At 69.5% G+C, this 16,026-nt stretch carries 15 protein-coding genes; 12 read left to right on the top strand and 3 right to left on the bottom strand.

Annotation, left to right across the window (positions count from 1 at the left end):
- The first annotated feature begins 6 nt into the window (after positions 1-6).
- Positions 7-1,311, top strand: coding sequence for an RICIN domain-containing protein (locus ACLQ2O_RS06315; RefSeq protein ID WP_425828138.1), 1,305 nt, complete (start codon positions 7-9; stop codon positions 1,309-1,311).
- Here ACLQ2O_RS06315 and ACLQ2O_RS06320 read toward each other — a convergent pair.
- Positions 1,308-2,207: a bile acid:sodium symporter family protein gene (locus tag ACLQ2O_RS06320; protein WP_425828140.1), complete on the bottom strand. Its 900-nt coding sequence runs from the start codon at positions 2,205-2,207 to the stop codon at positions 1,308-1,310. The two genes, ACLQ2O_RS06315 and ACLQ2O_RS06320, sit on opposite strands and share 4 nt — an antisense overlap.
- 97 nt (positions 2,208-2,304) lie before the next feature.
- Between ACLQ2O_RS06320 and ACLQ2O_RS06325 the strand changes: the two genes are divergently transcribed.
- From ACLQ2O_RS06325 to ACLQ2O_RS06340, 4 genes are all read left to right on the top strand, one after another.
- Positions 2,305-3,387 carry an oxidoreductase gene (locus ACLQ2O_RS06325; RefSeq protein ID WP_425828142.1) on the top strand — a complete coding sequence of 361 codons (1,083 nt, stop codon included), beginning with the start codon at positions 2,305-2,307 and terminating at the stop codon, positions 3,385-3,387.
- A gap of 115 nt (positions 3,388-3,502) precedes the next feature.
- Complete coding sequence (locus tag ACLQ2O_RS06330; protein WP_425828144.1) at positions 3,503-4,327, top strand: endonuclease/exonuclease/phosphatase family protein; 825 nt, start codon at positions 3,503-3,505, stop codon at positions 4,325-4,327.
- A 357-nt stretch (positions 4,328-4,684) separates the two neighbouring features.
- The gene (locus ACLQ2O_RS06335; protein ID WP_425828146.1) at positions 4,685-6,049 is read left to right on the top strand and encodes a C40 family peptidase; all 1,365 of its coding nucleotides are present in this window, start codon (positions 4,685-4,687) and stop codon (positions 6,047-6,049) included.
- Positions 6,050-6,148: 99 nt separating this feature from the next.
- Positions 6,149-6,328: a hypothetical protein gene (locus ACLQ2O_RS06340; protein ID WP_425828148.1), complete on the top strand. Its 180-nt coding sequence runs from the start codon at positions 6,149-6,151 to the stop codon at positions 6,326-6,328.
- Between the two features lie 13 nt (positions 6,329-6,341).
- Here ACLQ2O_RS06340 and ACLQ2O_RS06345 read toward each other — a convergent pair whose 3' ends face one another.
- Positions 6,342-7,313: a quinone oxidoreductase family protein gene (locus tag ACLQ2O_RS06345; RefSeq protein WP_425828150.1), complete on the bottom strand. Its 972-nt coding sequence runs from the start codon at positions 7,311-7,313 to the stop codon at positions 6,342-6,344.
- A gap of 91 nt (positions 7,314-7,404) precedes the next feature.
- On the opposite strand from ACLQ2O_RS06345, the gene ACLQ2O_RS06350 reads away from it, so the two are divergent.
- Together ACLQ2O_RS06350 and ACLQ2O_RS06355 are read left to right on the top strand one after the other, a co-directional pair.
- Complete coding sequence (locus ACLQ2O_RS06350) at positions 7,405-7,833, top strand: MarR family winged helix-turn-helix transcriptional regulator (protein WP_425828152.1); 429 nt, start codon at positions 7,405-7,407, stop codon at positions 7,831-7,833.
- Positions 7,834-8,487: 654 nt separating this feature from the next.
- A complete protein-coding gene (locus tag ACLQ2O_RS06355) occupies positions 8,488-8,820 on the top strand; it encodes a MerR family transcriptional regulator (protein ID WP_425828154.1) in 333 nt (110 codons plus the stop codon).
- A 358-nt stretch (positions 8,821-9,178) separates the two neighbouring features.
- Here ACLQ2O_RS06355 and ACLQ2O_RS06360 read toward each other — a convergent pair whose 3' ends face one another.
- Entirely contained in the window at positions 9,179-9,667 is a 489-nt protein-coding gene (locus ACLQ2O_RS06360; protein WP_425828156.1) for an inorganic diphosphatase, read from the bottom strand.
- 50 nt (positions 9,668-9,717) lie between these two features.
- On the opposite strand from ACLQ2O_RS06360, the gene dacB reads away from it, so the two are divergent.
- From dacB to ftsH, 5 genes are all read left to right on the top strand, one after another.
- On the top strand, positions 9,718-11,070 hold the full coding sequence (gene dacB / locus ACLQ2O_RS06365; protein ID WP_425828158.1) for a D-alanyl-D-alanine carboxypeptidase/D-alanyl-D-alanine endopeptidase: 1,353 nt from the start codon (positions 9,718-9,720) through the stop codon (positions 11,068-11,070).
- A 79-nt stretch (positions 11,071-11,149) separates the two neighbouring features.
- Entirely contained in the window at positions 11,150-12,232 is a 1,083-nt protein-coding gene (locus ACLQ2O_RS06370) for a zinc-dependent metalloprotease (RefSeq protein ID WP_425828160.1), read from the top strand.
- 49 nt (positions 12,233-12,281) lie between these two features.
- Positions 12,282-13,244, top strand: a complete 963-nt coding sequence (gene tilS, locus ACLQ2O_RS06375; protein WP_425828162.1) for a tRNA lysidine(34) synthetase TilS — start codon at positions 12,282-12,284, stop codon at positions 13,242-13,244.
- 4 nt (positions 13,245-13,248) lie between these two features.
- On the top strand, positions 13,249-13,800 hold the full coding sequence (hpt, locus tag ACLQ2O_RS06380; RefSeq protein WP_425828164.1) for a hypoxanthine phosphoribosyltransferase: 552 nt from the start codon (positions 13,249-13,251) through the stop codon (positions 13,798-13,800).
- Between the two features lie 195 nt (positions 13,801-13,995).
- A complete protein-coding gene (gene ftsH / locus ACLQ2O_RS06385) occupies positions 13,996-16,026 on the top strand; it encodes an ATP-dependent zinc metalloprotease FtsH (protein WP_425828166.1) in 2,031 nt (676 codons plus the stop codon).

Genomic DNA, 16,026 nt, shown 5'->3' on the forward strand with positions numbered 1-16,026 from the left:
GCCCCCATGCCTTTCGTCAGACTTTCCTTCCTGCCCAGGGTGCTGGCCGTCGTGCTCGGCTTCCTGCTGCTCGCCTCGGTGCCGGCCGCCCAGGCCAAGGTTCAGCAGGAGCAGGAGGTTCAAGCGACCTTCAACGTGCTCGCCTTCTACAGCGGGACCTGGGACGCCGCGCACATCGACTTCGTCAAGGAAGCCAACCAACGGTTCCCGCAGCTCGCGGCCCAGAACGGTTTCACCTACACCGCGACCAACGACTGGAACCGGCTGAACACCGTCAGCGCCTCGCAGTACCAGGTGGTGCTGTTCCTCGACGACGCGCCGACCGGCGCCTCCCAGCGGACCGGGTTCCAGCGCTACATGGAGAACGGCGGCGCCTGGTTCGGCTTCCACGTGACGGCGTACAACGACGCGGACACCCCGGCCTGGCCGTGGTTCTACCAGACCTTCCTCGGCACCGGCCGGTTCCAGACCAACACCTGGGGACCGACCGCGGTGACGCTGCGCACGGAGAACCGGACGCACCCGGCCCTGGTGAACACGGGTGCGACGTTCCGGTCGTCGGTCAGTGAGTGGTACGGCTGGCAGAACGACCTGCGCACGAACCCGAACATCCAGATCCTGGCCGCGATCGATCCGGGCAGCTACCCGGTCGGCACCGACCCGAACCAGACCTGGCGCAGCGGCTACCACCCGATCGTCTGGGCGAACAAGAACTTCAAGATGATCTACGGCAACTTCGGCCACAACGCGATGAACTACGAGACCAACACCCGGCTGTCGTCGACCTTCGACAGCGCCGCCCAGAACACGTTCCTGATGGACTCGCTGAAGTGGCTCGGAGGCGGCGGCAGCACCCCGCCGGTCGACCCGCCGACCGGTCAGCCCGAGCCGAACACCTGGTACACGGCCACGAACAAGGCGACGAGCAAGTGCGTCGACGCCCGCTCGGCCGGTACGACGAACGGCACCGTCGTCCAGCAGTACACCTGCAACTCCTCGACCGCGCAGCAGTACCAGTTCCAGCCGACGTCGGGCGGTTTCGTCCGGATCAACAACCGCAACGACGCCACCAAGGTCGTCGACATCACCGGCGTCTCCGCGGCCGACAACGCCGGCCTGCAGCTGTGGACGTACAGCAACGGCAACAACCAGCAGTGGCGGGCCGTTGCCGAGGGCGACGGCTACTTCCACTTCGTCAGCCGGCACAGCAGCAAGTGCCTGGCCGTCCCGGGCGGCTCCACCGCCGACTCGGTCCAGCTGGTCCAGCTGACCTGCAACGGCTCTGCTGCCCAGTCGTTCAAGCTCGCCTAGATCGCGGCCCGGCCGGGGAGCGTCTCGCTTCCCGGCCGAACGCCGCGCCGGCTGAGGTAGTAGGCGAACGCGGCGGTGGGGAAGAACATCACGATGCCGTAGACGGCGACGGGGATGGACATCTCGCTGCTGCCGAGCAGGGACGGGCTGAGTGCGATGGTCAGCGCGAGCGTGGCGTTGTGGATGCCGATCTCCATCGAGCAGGCGATCGACTGGCGCTCGGCGAGACCGGTCAGCTTCGGTACGACGTACCCGACGGCCAGGCTGATGACGTTGAGCAGTAGCGCGATCAGGCCGACCTCGACCACGTAGTCGAGCACGTTGTCGCGCTCGGTGAAGATCGCGGCGAAGATGACCAGGGCCAGGACGACGATCGAACCGAGCTTGACCGGGCGGGCCATCCGGTCCGCGAACGCCGGTCTGCGGCCGCGGACGAGCATGCCGAGCGCGACCGGGACCAGCACGATCGCGAACACCTGCAGCATCTTGGCCGGTTGCAGGCCGATCTGGCCGTCGCCGAGGAAGTGGTTCAGCGACAGGTTGACCACGATCGGCAGGGTGATCACGGCGAGTACCGAGTTCACCGCGGTCAGGGTGACGTTGAGGGCGACGTCGCCGCCGGCCAGGTGGCTGAACAGGTTGGCCGTCGTACCGCCGGGGGAGGCGACCAGCAGCATCATGCCGACGGCCAGCGCCGGAGCCAGGCCGAAGGCCTTGACCAGGCCGAAGCAGATGATCGGCAGCAGCAGGACTTGGGTGCCCAGGGCAACCAGTACGGCGCGCGGCATCCGCAGCACCCGGGAGAAGTCCGTGACCGTCAGGGTCAGGCCGAGGCCGAACATGATCACGGCGAGTGCGACCGGCAGCAGCACCGAGGTGAGCACGGAGTCGTTCAACGTCTGCCTCCTTGTGGCGGGTGCTCAGCGTGCCAGCGGGCGCGGCGAGGCGGCAAGGGCTCGTGCTTGCCCGGGGCTTGTACTAACTTTGCCGCTCATGAAGACCCTGCGTTTCGCCGCGCTCGCGGCCGGAGTCCTGCTCGCCGCCTCGCTGATCACCACGCCGGCTCAGGCCGGCGGCCATCGGCCGTCGTACCAGTGGGAAGTGACGCCGACGGGGAGCGAGTCGCAGTTCCGCGGGCTGGCCGCGGTGAGCAAGGACGTCGCCTGGGTCGCCGGTAGTGCCGGGCAGGTGCTGCGGACCGTCGACGGTGGGAAGAAGTGGCAGAACGTGAGCCCGGCCGGCGCGGAGGCGCTGATGTTCCGCGACGTCGAGGCGTTCGACGCCCGGCGCGCGGTGGTGCTGGCGATCGGGCCGGGCGAGGAGTCGCGGGTCTACCGGACCGAGGACGGCGGCAAGCGCTGGACGGAGAGCTTCCGCAACACCGACCCGGCCGCGTTCTACGACTGCCTGGACTTCAACGACTCCCGGCACGGGCTCGCGCTGAGCGACCCGGTCGGCGGGAAGTTCCGGATCGCCGGCACCTCCGACGGCGGCAAGTCGTGGAAGGTCCAGTCGCCGGCCGGGATGCCGGCGGCGCTGCCCGGTGAGTTCGCCTTCGCGGCTTCCGGGACCTGCCTGGTCGCCGGGGCCGGCCGTACGGCGTGGTTCGCGACCGGCGGCGGCGACCGGCCGCGGGTGTTCCGGACCGTCGACGGCGGCCGGACCTGGAAGGTGACCGACTCGCCGATGGCGAGCGGCGCGGCGGCCGGGATCTTCACGCTCGCGTTCCGTGGTCCCCTGTACGGCGTGGCGCTGGGCGGCGACTTCGAGAAGCCGACCGAGGCGGTGCGCGCCGCGTCGGTGACGTACGACGGTGGACGGACCTGGCGGCTGATCCCGGCGGCGCAGGCGCCGAAGGGGTACCGCAGCGGATCCGCGTTCGTGCCGGGGACGCTGGCGACGGTGGTTGCCGTCGGGCCGTCGGGGAGTGACGTTTCACTGGACGGTGGGCACCACTGGAAGCAGTTCTCCGACGCGAACTTCGACAGCGTGGAGTGCGCGGGACACGGGCGTCAGGCCGGCTGCTGGGCCTCCGGTGCCAAGGGTGCCGTCGGGCGGCTGACGCTCGGCCGGTGACACGGATTGTTCGACGCGGTTTTGCTCGAGGCGGATTGTTCGCCGCGGACTTGTTCAGCTCGGCGACACCCGGACGACGTACCGGGGTCGCATCGGTTCGACCAGGATTGAGGCCATGCGCATTCTTCCCAAGAGTCTGCTCGCCGCTGTCGCGGGACTGCTGATGGTGCTGCCGACCGCCGCCGCGGCGAGTCCGCGGCACCACGACGAGGACCGATCGCTGAAGGTGATCACCTACAACATCCACCACGCGGCCGGCGTCGACGGCGTGCTCGACCTGGAGCGGGTCGCGAAGGTGATCGAGTCGTCCGGCGCGAGCGTGGTCGGGCTGCAGGAGGTCGACAACCACTGGGACGTCCGCAGCAACTGGGTCGACCAGGCCGCGTGGCTGGCCAAGCGGCTGAAGATGCACTACAAGTTCGCGCCGAACCTCGACCTGCCGCCGGTCAACGCCGGCGAGCCGCGCCGGCAGTACGGGACGGCGGTGCTGTCGCGCTTCCCGATCAAGGACTTCAAGAACACGCTGCTGCCGCTCTACCCGACCGGTGAGCAGCGCGGCCTGGCCGTCGCGACGCTGAAGGTCCGCGGGCAGGACTTCCGGTTCGCGAACACGCACCTGACCAGCAACAACAACGACGAGCGCCTCGAGCAGGCCAAGAAGGTCGTCGAGCTGCTCGGCAAGTCCAAGCAGCCGACCCTCCTGGTCGGTGACCTGAACGCCGTCGACACGTCGCCGGAGATCAGGACCCTCACCGCCGTGCTGCGCGACACCTGGCCGCAGGTCGGCAAGGGCCCCGGCTACACGATCGAGGCAAGCAACCCGACCAAGCGGATCGACTTCCTCCTGCACAGTGCGGGTCTCAAACCGACGTCGGCGACGGTGCCGGTGACGTTGGCTTCGGACCACCTGCCGGTAGTTGCCACCTTCACCCTTCGCTGAACAGACACACCCCCGCACGGCGCTGCGCGCCGTGCGGGGGTGTGGTGTATCCGGGGGCCTTCGCCCGGAGTCGTGCGGCGCTGCGCGTCGCACCTTTTTCGTTGCCTCGGCAAGCGATTGCCCAGGGCCACCAAATCTGGGCGCGTGAATTACAAGCTTGTAGTTTGTCAAGCCGACACGCACGTGCAACAAAGTTATTCGTGGGATGAGTGTTCCCAATGGGGCTGAAGGCAACTAGTGTCACGTATGTGGTCCAGAAGGACCAAAAGTTCGCGAACTCTGGGGAAGGAGTTCGCGACCGGCGGAAGGAAATACCCGATGCGGACGCCCTCGGGGGCTACGTCCGGCAGGCGGGTCGTGAGCACTGGGAAGACCGGTAGGGCTTTGCTCTCCGGAGTGCTCGCGGTCTGCATGACCGGCACCATGGCCCTGAACACCGTGCCGGCCCAGGCCGACCCGAAACCGCCGGTCATCCCGTCGCAGTCCCAGGTGGACGCGGCGAAGAAGGCCGCCGCCGACAAGGCCGCGCAGGTGGCGGCGATCGAGCAGCAGCTGGCCGGCGCGAACGCCCGGCTCGAGCAGCTCGGCCGGGAGACCGGCATCGCCGCCGAGAAGTACAACGGCGCGGTCTACCGCCTCACCAAGGCCAAGGCGGAGGCCGCCGCGGCCGCCGCCCGGGTGAAGAAGGCGGCGCAGACGCTCGCGGACCAGCGCCGCCAGATCGGCCGGTTCGCCGCGGCGTCGTACCAAGGTGGTGGCGACCTTGCGCAGCTCGGCCCGCTGCTCAGTGCGGACGGCCCGCAGCAGCTGCTCGACTCGGCCGGTGCGGCACGTTCGGTGTCGCAGGCGATGCAGGGCTCGTACCTGCGCTTCACCGCGACCCAGGTGGTCAGCAACGCGTTCAAGGCGCAGGCCGACCAGGCCGTCACCAAGGTGCAGGCCGCAACCGACGAGGCGGCGAAGGCGAAGAAGGCCGCCCAGGCGGCCGAGGCGAACCAGGCGTCGGCCGTCGCGGCGATCGGCGCTCAGCGCAAGCAGCAGATCAGCCAGCTGGCGAGGTTGCGCAGTACGTCGTACCAGGTGGCTGACCAGCGGCAGCGGGGACTCGAGGAGCTTGCGCGCCAGCGAGCCGCCGCACTGGCCGCGAAGAAGGCCGAGGAGCTCCGGAAGCGGATCGCCGCCAAGGAGGCCGCCGAGCGGGCCGAGGCCGCGGCCGCGCAGGCCGAGCAGGCTCGCAAGGACCGCGAGGAGCAGAAGGAGGCCGGCAAGCACGGCACCAAGCCGCCGAAGAAGAAGCCGAAGCCGAAGACCGACCGGCCGGGCAACGGTGGCGGTGGCGGCAGCACCCCCAGCCGCAAGGGCGCTTCGGCCGCGGTCGCCTTCGCCCTGTCCCAGCTCGGTGACCCGTACGTCTGGGCCGCCACCGGTCCGGACTCGTGGGACTGCTCCGGCCTGACCATGAAAGCCTGGAAGAAGGCCGGCGTCGCCCTCCCGCACTACAGCGTCGCGCAGTACGAGCAGGTCCGGCACATCTCCGAGGACGAGCTGCGGCCCGGCGACCTGATCTTCTGGGCCGAGAACTCCAACGACCCGGGCACGATCTTCCACGTCGCGATGTACCTGGGCGGTGGCCGGATGGTGCACGCGCCCCGGACCGGCCGCCCGGTCACCATCGACAGCATCTACTACTGGGAAGACCCGGACTTCTTCGGTCGCCCCTAGATCCGCTGCGGCGGCATTTGTCCCGGCCGCCGCAGCTTCACCGTCAGCCCGCCCCTGACACCGCACCTGAGCCGATGCCCAGCAGAACGGTGGTAGCTGATGAGCCCGACCCGTAGCAGGACCCGCCTCGCCGAGGTGCTCACCCGGCGGCGCCCGCCCGTGGCCCCCCAGCAGGAGGTGGCCAACTGTCCTGGCGGCGAGACCCGCCCGGAGCCGGTGGTTCCCGAGCCCGAACCGGAGGGCCGCCAGGCGCCGTCGTACTCGCTGATCGGCTGGTAGCCCTACGCCGCTGTCACGGTACGGCGACCAGCCGGCCGAGATTCGCCCGGCGGTCCAAGGTGTCGTGGATCGTGGCGGTGGCGCTCAGGGGACAGGTGGCGTGGACAGCGGGACGCAGCTCGCCGGCCTGCCACAGCCGGGTCACCGCCGTGATGTCTTCTCGCGCGAGCGCGGGACGTGCCTGTCGCCAGGCGAGCATCGAGACCGCGGTGGTGTAGCGGAGGCCGCCGAAGAGTTGCTGACTGCTGATGCCGGGCAGCTCGCCGCCGATCGCGCCGTACGCGACCATCCGGCCGAAGGGGGCGAGCAGGTCCAGGCCCTGCTCGAACACGCTGCCGCCTACTGCGTCCAGGACGATGTCGACGCCGTCCGGCGCGGCCTCGCGGACTTGGTCGGCCCAGTCGGCGGCGGTGCTGTCGACCGTCAGCGTCGCGCCGTGCTGCTCGGCGAAGTCGCGCTTGCTCCGCGACGACGCCGTACCGATCACGGTCGAGGCGCCGAGGGTGCGGGCGAGCTGAACCGCCAAATGGCCGACGGCGCCCGCCGCGGAGTGGACGAGCACGGTGTCGCCCTCGCCGACCTGGCCGGTTGCGAGCAGTCGAAGTGCGAGCGGGGCGGTCATCGACAGCGCCGTCGCCTCGCCGGCTGCCGCGTCCTCAGGGACGGCGGCCAGCCACTGGGCGTCGACGGCGACGATCTCGGCGAACGCGTCCTCGGAGAGGGCGGCGACGCGTTGCCCGACGCTGATACCGGCGGGGACGTCCGGACCGAGCCGTACGACGCGACCGACCACGTCGCCGGTCAGCCGGCCGGGCAACGGCCGCTGCCAGGGGCCGCCTCCGCGCCGGAACACGCCGTCGATCGCGTTCGCGCCGACCGCCTCGACCTCGACCAGGACCTGTCCGGCGGTGGGCTCGGGGGCCGGGACCTCGGTCACTTCGAGGACCTCCGGACCGCCGTACCGGAAGTAGCGAACTGCGCGCATGAGATTCCGATCGTAGGAGCTATAAATTATGGGTATCTCCTACGATACGTCCGGCCGGGGGCGGACAGGGTGGGGTTTTAGAGTGAGTGCCGTGAAGTCGTCCCAGCACCGTCTCGCGGACCGGGTCCTGTGGACCCTCGGCCGAGCCAGCCAGCAGGCGCAGCGACTGGTCCGTCGGCAGATGGCGGCCGCGGACGTGCGGACGCAGCACTATCACGTCCTCGTCAGCCTGGCCGACGACGGCGAGGCCGCGCAGGGTGCGCTGGCGGACCGGATCTCGTTCGACCGCAGCGATCTCGTCGCCGTGCTCGACGAGCTGGAGACCCTGGAGTACGTCGTACGGCGGAGTGACCCGGCCGATCGCCGGCGCAACATCGTCGCGATCACGCCGTCGGGCGAAATCGCGGTCGAGCGGATGGACCGGCTGATCTTCGCGGCCGAGGCCGAACTGCTCGAACGGCTGACGGCCACGGAGCGCAGGACCTTGCTCGAGTTGCTCGGCCGGCTGACGGCGGACTGACCGCCGGTCGAAGCTGTCCCGGGGCGCTCCCAAAATCTGTGGTGGCGGGATTAGACATTGCGTGGCGGGGCGTGTAGTGTTCTTCGTGTTGACAGAGAAACAAAGCGAAGCTGACGTGGACAGCTGATGTTCTGTCCGAGCAGTTGCAAGACGGCGGACTCCGCCGGGCCGATCAGTGGAAGGGCTCGGGTTTCGCGCCAGGCTTCGATCAGGGTCGCTGGGGCCAGTGGTTGCAAGAGGTCCGCGGCTTGACCGAGGAAGCAGTAATGGCAGTGTGCAGTTGGTTGTTGTAGTGAGTAGTAGTGCAGTACGTAGTCAGTTGCAGTTCCGTACAGCAGTACCAGTTGGTGCAGTACCAGCAGTAGCAGTCAGTTTGTCCGCGAGTAAGGAGGATGGGTTTCACCGTCGGATCGCCCGCCAGTGCCAGAAGTTCGCCGGGCGGGTGCCGTAGCTCCATCGGAAGAAGGTGGTCTTCGGTTACGCAGTTCAGCGATCCACGTGGTCACGGCCTTCAGTTGGCGTGCCGCGGAAGTGTCAGACCGGTCTGACGACCGGTAGATGGTGGCAAAATCCAACCTGCGGGCCCCGGTGCTTCGGCACCGGGGCCCTTCGACATGGAGTTCGATGACCGCTGAATCACCCACGGAGACCCCGATGAGTTCAGCCCAGACGACCGGGCCGGCCCACTTCGACGACGACGACTATCCCGCCTACACGATGGGCCGCGCGGCCGAGATGCTCGGCACCACGCCCGGCTTCCTGCGCAGCCTCGACGAAGCGAAGTTGATCACACCGCAGCGGTCCGACGGCGGCCATCGCCGCTACTCGCGCTACCAGCTGCGCCTGGCCGCGCGGGCCCGCGAGCTCGTCGACGGCGGCACCGCGCTCGACGCCGCGTGCCGGATCATCATCCTCGAGGACCAGCTCGCGGAGGCCCTCCGGATCAACGAGGAGATGCGCCTGCGGCACGACCCGCCGACGAGCTAGAGCGTAATTCGAGAGACGCGCTCTAGTAGCGGTTGAGGTGAACGCCGCTGAAGCTGTAACCGTCCCAGCCCCACGCGCTGCTCCCGCCGATCAGAAGGATGGCGACGGCCAGCACGGCGACAGCGTTGAGCGGGACCACCAGCCAGAGCCAGCGGCGGTTGCGTCAGCGCGGTCGAGATGGCCGCCCAGACCAGTGGCGCGGTGCCGTGGCCGGAGTTGTCGGGCCTGGGTGGGTAGCCGGCGGCGGCACGCAGTTGATCGGCGTACGGCCAGGGCTCACCGTCGGAGTGCTCCGGACGGAGGGCAACCTGCCGAGGGCCGCCGGTGGCCGGCAGCCCTCTTGCAGTTTGTTGCAAGGTCAGTGGTGGTCGGTCTTCAGGCGTTCGAAGGAGGCGGTGACCTCGGCCTCGGCGTCGGCGCGGCCGACCCAGCTGGCGCCCTCGACGGACTTGCCGGGCTCCAGGTCCTTGTAGACCTCGAAGAAGTGCTGGATCTCGAGCCGGTCGAACTCCGGGACGTGGTGGATGTCGCGCAGGTGCTCCTGGCGCGGGTCGCCGGCCGGGACGCAGAGGACCTTGTCGTCCGGCCCCTTCTCGTCGGTCATCCGGAACATACCGATCGCCCGGGCGCGGATCAGGCAGCCCGGGAAGGTCGGCTCGGTCAGCAGCACGAGCGCGTCCAGGGGGTCGCCGTCCTGACCGAGGGTGTCCTCGATGAACCCGTAGTCGGAGGGGTACTGAGTGGCCGTGAACAGGGTGCGGTCGAGCCGCAGCCGGTTGGTCTTGTGGTCCAGCTCGTACTTGTTGCGGGTGCCCTTGGGGATCTCGATGAAGACGTCGAACTCCATACGGCAGATACTGTCACGGTTCGGACCGACCAAATGACAGGAGCAGCCTGGTGGCCCGTCCTCCCCGTGCGGCGTTCGTCACGCTCGTCGCAGGTGCCGCGCTCGCCGGACTGGTCAGCGGGGCGCAGGCCGTGCCCGCGAGGTCGCGGACAGCTACGGCGGCGCCCGCCGTACTGGCTCCGGCCAAGGCAGAGGGTGTCGCGCCGACCGCTGCCGGTGTGCGGAAGGCCCTGGCGGCCGCGCTGGCCGACCCGTCGCTCGGCAAGCACTACGGCGCGACGGTGTTCGACGCCTCCCGCAACAAGACGATCTACTCGGTCGGTACGACGCTCCCGTACGTCCCGGCGTCCACGCTGAAGCTGCTGACAACCGTGTCGGCGCTGGAGACGCTCGGGCCGGACCACTGGTTCACCACCTCGACCGTGCTGAGCGGGAGCTCGCTGGTCCTGGTCGGCGGCGGCGACCCGTTGCTGACGGTGAAGCGGTCCAAGGACCCGCTCGACTTCCCGGTCCGGGCCACGCTGCAGGACCTCGCAGCCAGTACGGCGAAGTCGCTGCGCGAACAGGGAGTCACGACAGTCACCCTCGGGTACGACGCGTCGCTGTTCTCCGGTTCGGCGGCCAACGCCAAGTGGGAGGCGAACTACATCCCCGAAGGCATCGCCGCTCCGACCTCGGCGCTCTGGGCGAACGAGGGCCGGCTGAGCCCGGGCATGGCGAAGCGGGCGCCGTCACCGGCCGCCGCGGCCGCCGCCTCCTTCGCGACGCTGCTGCGGGCCACCGGGATCAAGGTGGGCGCGAGTGTGAAGCCGGTGACCGCTCCGGAGGCCGCGGAGAAGATGGGCGAGGTCCGGTCGGCTCCGGTGGGGGACATCGTCGAGTACGTGAACCTGCACAGCGACAACGACGGCGCCGAGGTGCTGCTGCGGCACGTCGGGCTGGCGACGCGGAACGGCGGGTCGTCCACGGGTGGGCTCAAGGGGCTGCGGGCCACGCTGACCAAGCTCGGGGTGAACGTGAGCAAGGCGCGGATCGAGGACGGGAGCGGGCTGTCGCGGACCAACCAGGTGCCGCTCGACGCGCTGGCCGGGGCGGTCCGCGTGGCGGTTGCCCGGCCGGAGCTGCGGCACCTGATCAGCGGGCTGCCGGTGGCGGGGTTCACGGGGAGCCTGGAGAAGAGGTTCACCGGCCCCGGTACGGCGGGTGGGACCGGGCTGGTGCGGGCCAAGACGGGGACGCTGACCGGGGTGCACTCGCTGGCTGGGCTGGTGCGTACGAAGACCGGGTCGCTGCTGGTGTTCGCGGTCGCTACTGACGCCGTACCGGCTGACAAGCCGCTGGAGGCCAGGGCCGCGCTGGACAGGGCTGTCGCGGCGTTGGCGTCTTGTGGTTGTGGTGTCTGAGCAACTCTCTTTCTTTCCTTCCCTTGTCTTTTCCCGCGCTTGGCGAGCGCGTGTTGGTCCAGGGGATTAGGGTCGGTACATGACGGCTGAAGCGGCGGAGATGGTCGACTGGCAGCTGGCGACCGGAGTGGCCCGGAAGCTTCTGCGACCGGGACCTGTGGTCAGCCGCGCCGAGGCGGATCAGGTGGTTGCCGAGCTGCGGCAGTTCGCCGCTGAGTCCGAGCACCACGTGCGGAACTTCACTGGCCTGCAGGCCACGTCGGCCACCGCTCCCGTGGTGGTCGTCGACCGGCCCGGCTGGGTGCAGGCCAACGCCGACGGGTTCAAGACCGTGCTGGCGCCGCTGGCCGACAAACTGCGGGAGAAGCAGGAGCGGACCGGTGGGCTGTCGTCCGCGGTCGGCTCCCGGGTCACCGCGATCGAGGCCGGTGCGCTACTGGCCTTCCTGTCCTCCCGGGTGCTGGGTCAGTTCGACCCGTTCTACCCGGCCGAGCCCGACCCGGACCGCCCCGGTCTGACCGGCCGGCTGCTGCTGGTCGCGCCGAACGTGATGCACGTCGAGAACGAGCTGGGCGTCGTACCGCGGGACTTCCGGCTGTGGGTCTGCCTGCACGAGGAGACCCACCGGGTGCAGTTCACCGCGGTGCCGTGGCTGCGGGACCACCTGCGGTCCGAGATCGCGCTGTTCCTGGACCAGGCCGAGCTGGACGCGTCGGCGTACGCGGCGATGTTCCGCGAGGCGGTGCAGCGGCTGGGCCGGTCGGTGAAGGGCGAGGCCGAGCTGAGCCTGGTCGACCTGATGCAGTCGCCCGAGCAGCGGGCCGTGCTGGACCGGCTGACCGCGGTGATGTCACTGCTGGAGGGCCACGCGGACTTCGTGATGGACGGCGTCGGTCCGTCGGTGATCCCGACGGTGGAGCAGATCCGGTCCAAGTTCAGCACCCGGCGCTCCGGCGGGAACCCGGTCGACCAGCTGCTCAAGAAGCTGCTCGGGCTGGACGCCAAGATGCGGCAGTACCAGGACGGCGCGGCCTTCGTCCGCCGCGTGGTCGACCGCGTCGGCATGGAGGGCTTCAACCGGGTCTGGACCGGCCCGAACACCCTGCCCACCAAGAACGAGATCGCCAACCCCGATGCCTGGGTCTCCCGAGTCCACGGCTGAGTCCGCGGTCGAAGGCCGGCGAGGCAAGCTCCATCCAGCGGTCGCACGCGTGCGTGAGGCGGTCCGCGGAGGGCTCGCCGACCTGCCGCAGGGGACGACTGTGCTCGTCGCCTGCTCCGGCGGGGCCGACTCGCTGGCGCTGGCGGCCGCCACCGCGTTCGAGGCGCCGAAGCTGGGGCTGCGGGCCGGTGCGGTGATCGTGGACCACGGGCTGCAGGCCGACTCGGCCCAGGTGGCTCACGTGGCGTCCGAGCAGTGCCGGTCGCTGGGGCTGGACCCGGTCGAGGTCCGCGCGGTGGAGGTCGGCGGTGAGGGCGGCCCGGAGGGTGCGGCCCGGACAGCCCGGTACGACGCACTGCGGCACGCGGCCGACACGTTCAGGGCGGACGTCGTACTGCTGGCTCACACTCGCGACGACCAGGCGGAGACGGTCCTGCTCGGGCTGGCGCGTGGCTCTGGTGCGCGGTCCCTTGCTGGGATGGCACCGGTTGCCGGACTGCTCAGGCGGCCGCTGCTGGAAGTCCCGCGGGCCGCGACGGCTGCAGCTTGCATCGCCTCGGGGCTCCAGCCGTGGCACGACCCGCACAACGACGACCCGCAGTACAGAAGAGTGCGCGTACGGCACGAGGTGCTTCCGGTCATCGAGGAGGCGCTGGGGCCGGGGGTGACCGAGGCGCTGGCCCGGACCGCCGGGCTGCTCCGGGCGGACGCCGACGCGCTCGACGCGCTCGCCGCGGACCTCGCCGAGACAGCAGTACGCCGTACCGAGGACGAAGTGGTCTGCGACATCGCGGTGCTCGCCGCCGAGCCGCAGGCGATCCGGACCAGAGCCCTGCGCCAGGCCGCGCTCGAGGCCGGCTGCCAGGCGACCGACCTCACCGCCGGCCACATCGCCGCCGTCGACGCCCTGATCACCGATTGGCACGGCCAGCGCTGGATCGACCTGCCGCAAGGGATCCGCGTGGTCCGGCGGGCCGGATTCATCGTCTTGGCGCCCGGTGTGACACCCTGATCGCGTGGATGCGTCGGACATCGAGAAAGACCTGGCCAAGATTCATTTCACCGAGGAGCAGATCCAGGCGAAGCTGAAGGAACTGGCCGGCCGGATCGAGCAGGACTACGACGGCAAGGACGTGCTGATCATCGGCGTCCTGCGCGGCGCCGTGATGGTGATGGCCGACCTCGCCCGCTCCTTCAGCCGGCACGTCGAGATGGACTGGATGGCCATCTCGTCCTACGGCTCCGGGACGAAGTCGTCCGGGGTGGTCCGGATCCAGAAGGACCTGGACACCGACATCACCAACCGGCACGTGCTGATCGTCGAGGACATCATCGACACCGGGCTGACGCTGACCTGGCTGGTCAGCAACCTGCAGTCCCGCAAGCCCGCCTCGCTGGAGATCTGTACGGCGTTCCGCAAGCCGGACGCCGCCAAGATGTCGGTACCGGTGAAGTACGTCGGCCTCGAGCTGCCGGACGAGTTCGTCGTCGGCTACGGGCTCGACTACGCCGAGAAGTACCGCAACCTGCGCTGCGTCGCCACGCTGGCGCCGCACGTCTACTCCTGAGCCCCTCCGCCGGGCGCCCGGCGGGCCGCTCCGGGCGGGACTTGGTGACAGCCTGTACAACGGACCGTACCGTCGTCAGGTGACCCTCGTGATGTGTTGTCTTGTGCGACACGAGACACTTGGACTGGTGTTACCGTCGAAGGCCCCCATACCCGGGCCTGCTGAGCTAGGAGGGACGGGGCGCGAGCCTCGATCATGGACGTGAAGCGCATACTCCGCGGACCGCTGACCTGGATCATCCTCGCCTTCATCGGCGTGCTCGTGATCGGGCAGCTCCTGAGCGGCTCGAACGGTTACAAGACCGAGCCCACCGGCCAGGTCGTGCAACTGATCCAGCAGGCCACCACCTCGTCGGACAAGTCGATCAAGACGGTCACGCTGATCGACCCCGACCAGGAGATCCGGATCGAGAAGACCGACGGCACCAAGGTGCGGGCGCACTGGGTCGACGGCCAGGCCAACACACTCGGTACGTCGCTGCAGACGCTGTTCCAGCAGGGCAAGATCGAGCGGTACGACGTGGAGAACCCCAAGCCGAGCTTCATCGGCCAGGTCTTCTCGACGCTGATCCCGTTCCTGCTGATCGCGGTGGTGTTCATCTTCTTGATGAACTCGATGCAGGGCGGCGGCTCCCGGGTGATGAGCTTCGCCAAGTCGAAGGCCAAGCTGGTCACCAAGGACACCCCGAAGACGACCTTCGCGGACGTGGCCGGGGCCGACGAGGCGATCGAGGAGCTCGGCGAGATCAAGGAGTTCCTCCAGGAGCCGGGCAAGTTCCAGGCGGTCGGCGCGAAGATCCCCAAGGGCGTGCTGCTGTACGGCCAGCCCGGTACGGGCAAGACGCTGCTGGCCCGGGCGGTCGCGGGTGAGGCGGGCGTCCCGTTCTACTCCATCTCCGGCTCGGACTTCGTCGAGATGTTCGTCGGTGTCGGCGCCTCCCGGGTGCGCGACCTGTTCGAGACGGCCAAGACCAACGCGCCGGCGATCATCTTCATCGACGAGATCGACGCCGTCGGCCGGCACCGTGGTGCGGGTCTCGGCGGTGGCCACGACGAGCGCGAGCAGACGCTGAACCAGCTGCTGGTCGAGATGGACGGCTTCGACGTGCGCGGCGGTGTGATCCTGATCGCCGCGACGAACCGGCCGGACGTGCTCGACCCGGCCCTGCTGCGGCCGGGCCGCTTCGACCGGCAGATCCCGGTCGACGCGCCGGACCTGCCGGGCCGCGACAAGATCCTGAAGGTGCACGCCCGCGGCAAGCCGATGTCCGAGGACGCGGACCTGACCGCCGTCGCCCGTCGTACGCCGGGCTTCACCGGTGCCGACCTGGCCAACGTGCTGAACGAGGCGGCCCTGCTGACCGCCCGGCTGAACAAGACCCAGATCGACAAGTTCGCCCTGGACGAGGCGATCGACCGCGTGATCGCCGGTCCGCAGCGCCGGACCCGGCTGATGTCGGACAAGGAGAAGGTGCTCACGGCGTACCACGAGGGCGGACACGCCCTGGTCGCCGCCGCGCTGCCGCACTCCGACCCGGTGCACAAGGTGACGATCCTGCCGCGCGGTCGCGCGCTGGGCTACACGATGGTGCTGCCGGACGAGGACAAGTACTCGACGACGCGCTCGGAGATGCTGGACAAGCTCGCCTACATGCTCGGTGGCCGCGCCGCCGAGGAGATGGTGTTCCACGACCCGACCACGGGCGCGAGCAACGACATCGAGAAGGCGACCGCCCTGGCCCGCGCGATGGTCACGCAGTACGGCATGACCGAGCGGCTCGGCGCGATCAAGTTCGGCCAGGACTCCGGTGAGCCGTTCCTGGGCCGCGACCTGGGCAGCCAGCGCAACTACTCCGAGGAGATCGCCGCGGCGGTCGACGAGGAGGTCGGCAAGCTGATCCTGAACGCGCACCAGGAGGCCTTCGACATCCTGGCCGAGAACCGCGCGGTGCTCGACCACCTGGTTGAGGAGCTGCTGGAGCGGGAGACGCTGGACAAGGCGGAGATCGCCCGGGTCTTCGAGCCGATCCAGAAGCGTGAGCTGCGGCCGGCCTGGACCGGGTCCTCGACCCGGATCCCGTCCGAGCAGCCTCCGGTGATGCCGCTGCCGACCCGGGGCGAGCAGAACGGTTCGCTCCAGGACGTCATCCCGGGTGGCTCGATCGGCCCGGACGAGGCGGCCCACGGCCCGAACTACGGCAGCGGGCCGACCCCTCCGGCAGAATGA

Origin of the sequence: Kribbella sp. DT2, from assembly GCF_049844575.1 — a bacterium.
Taxonomy (GTDB): domain Bacteria; phylum Actinomycetota; class Actinomycetes; order Propionibacteriales; family Kribbellaceae; genus Kribbella.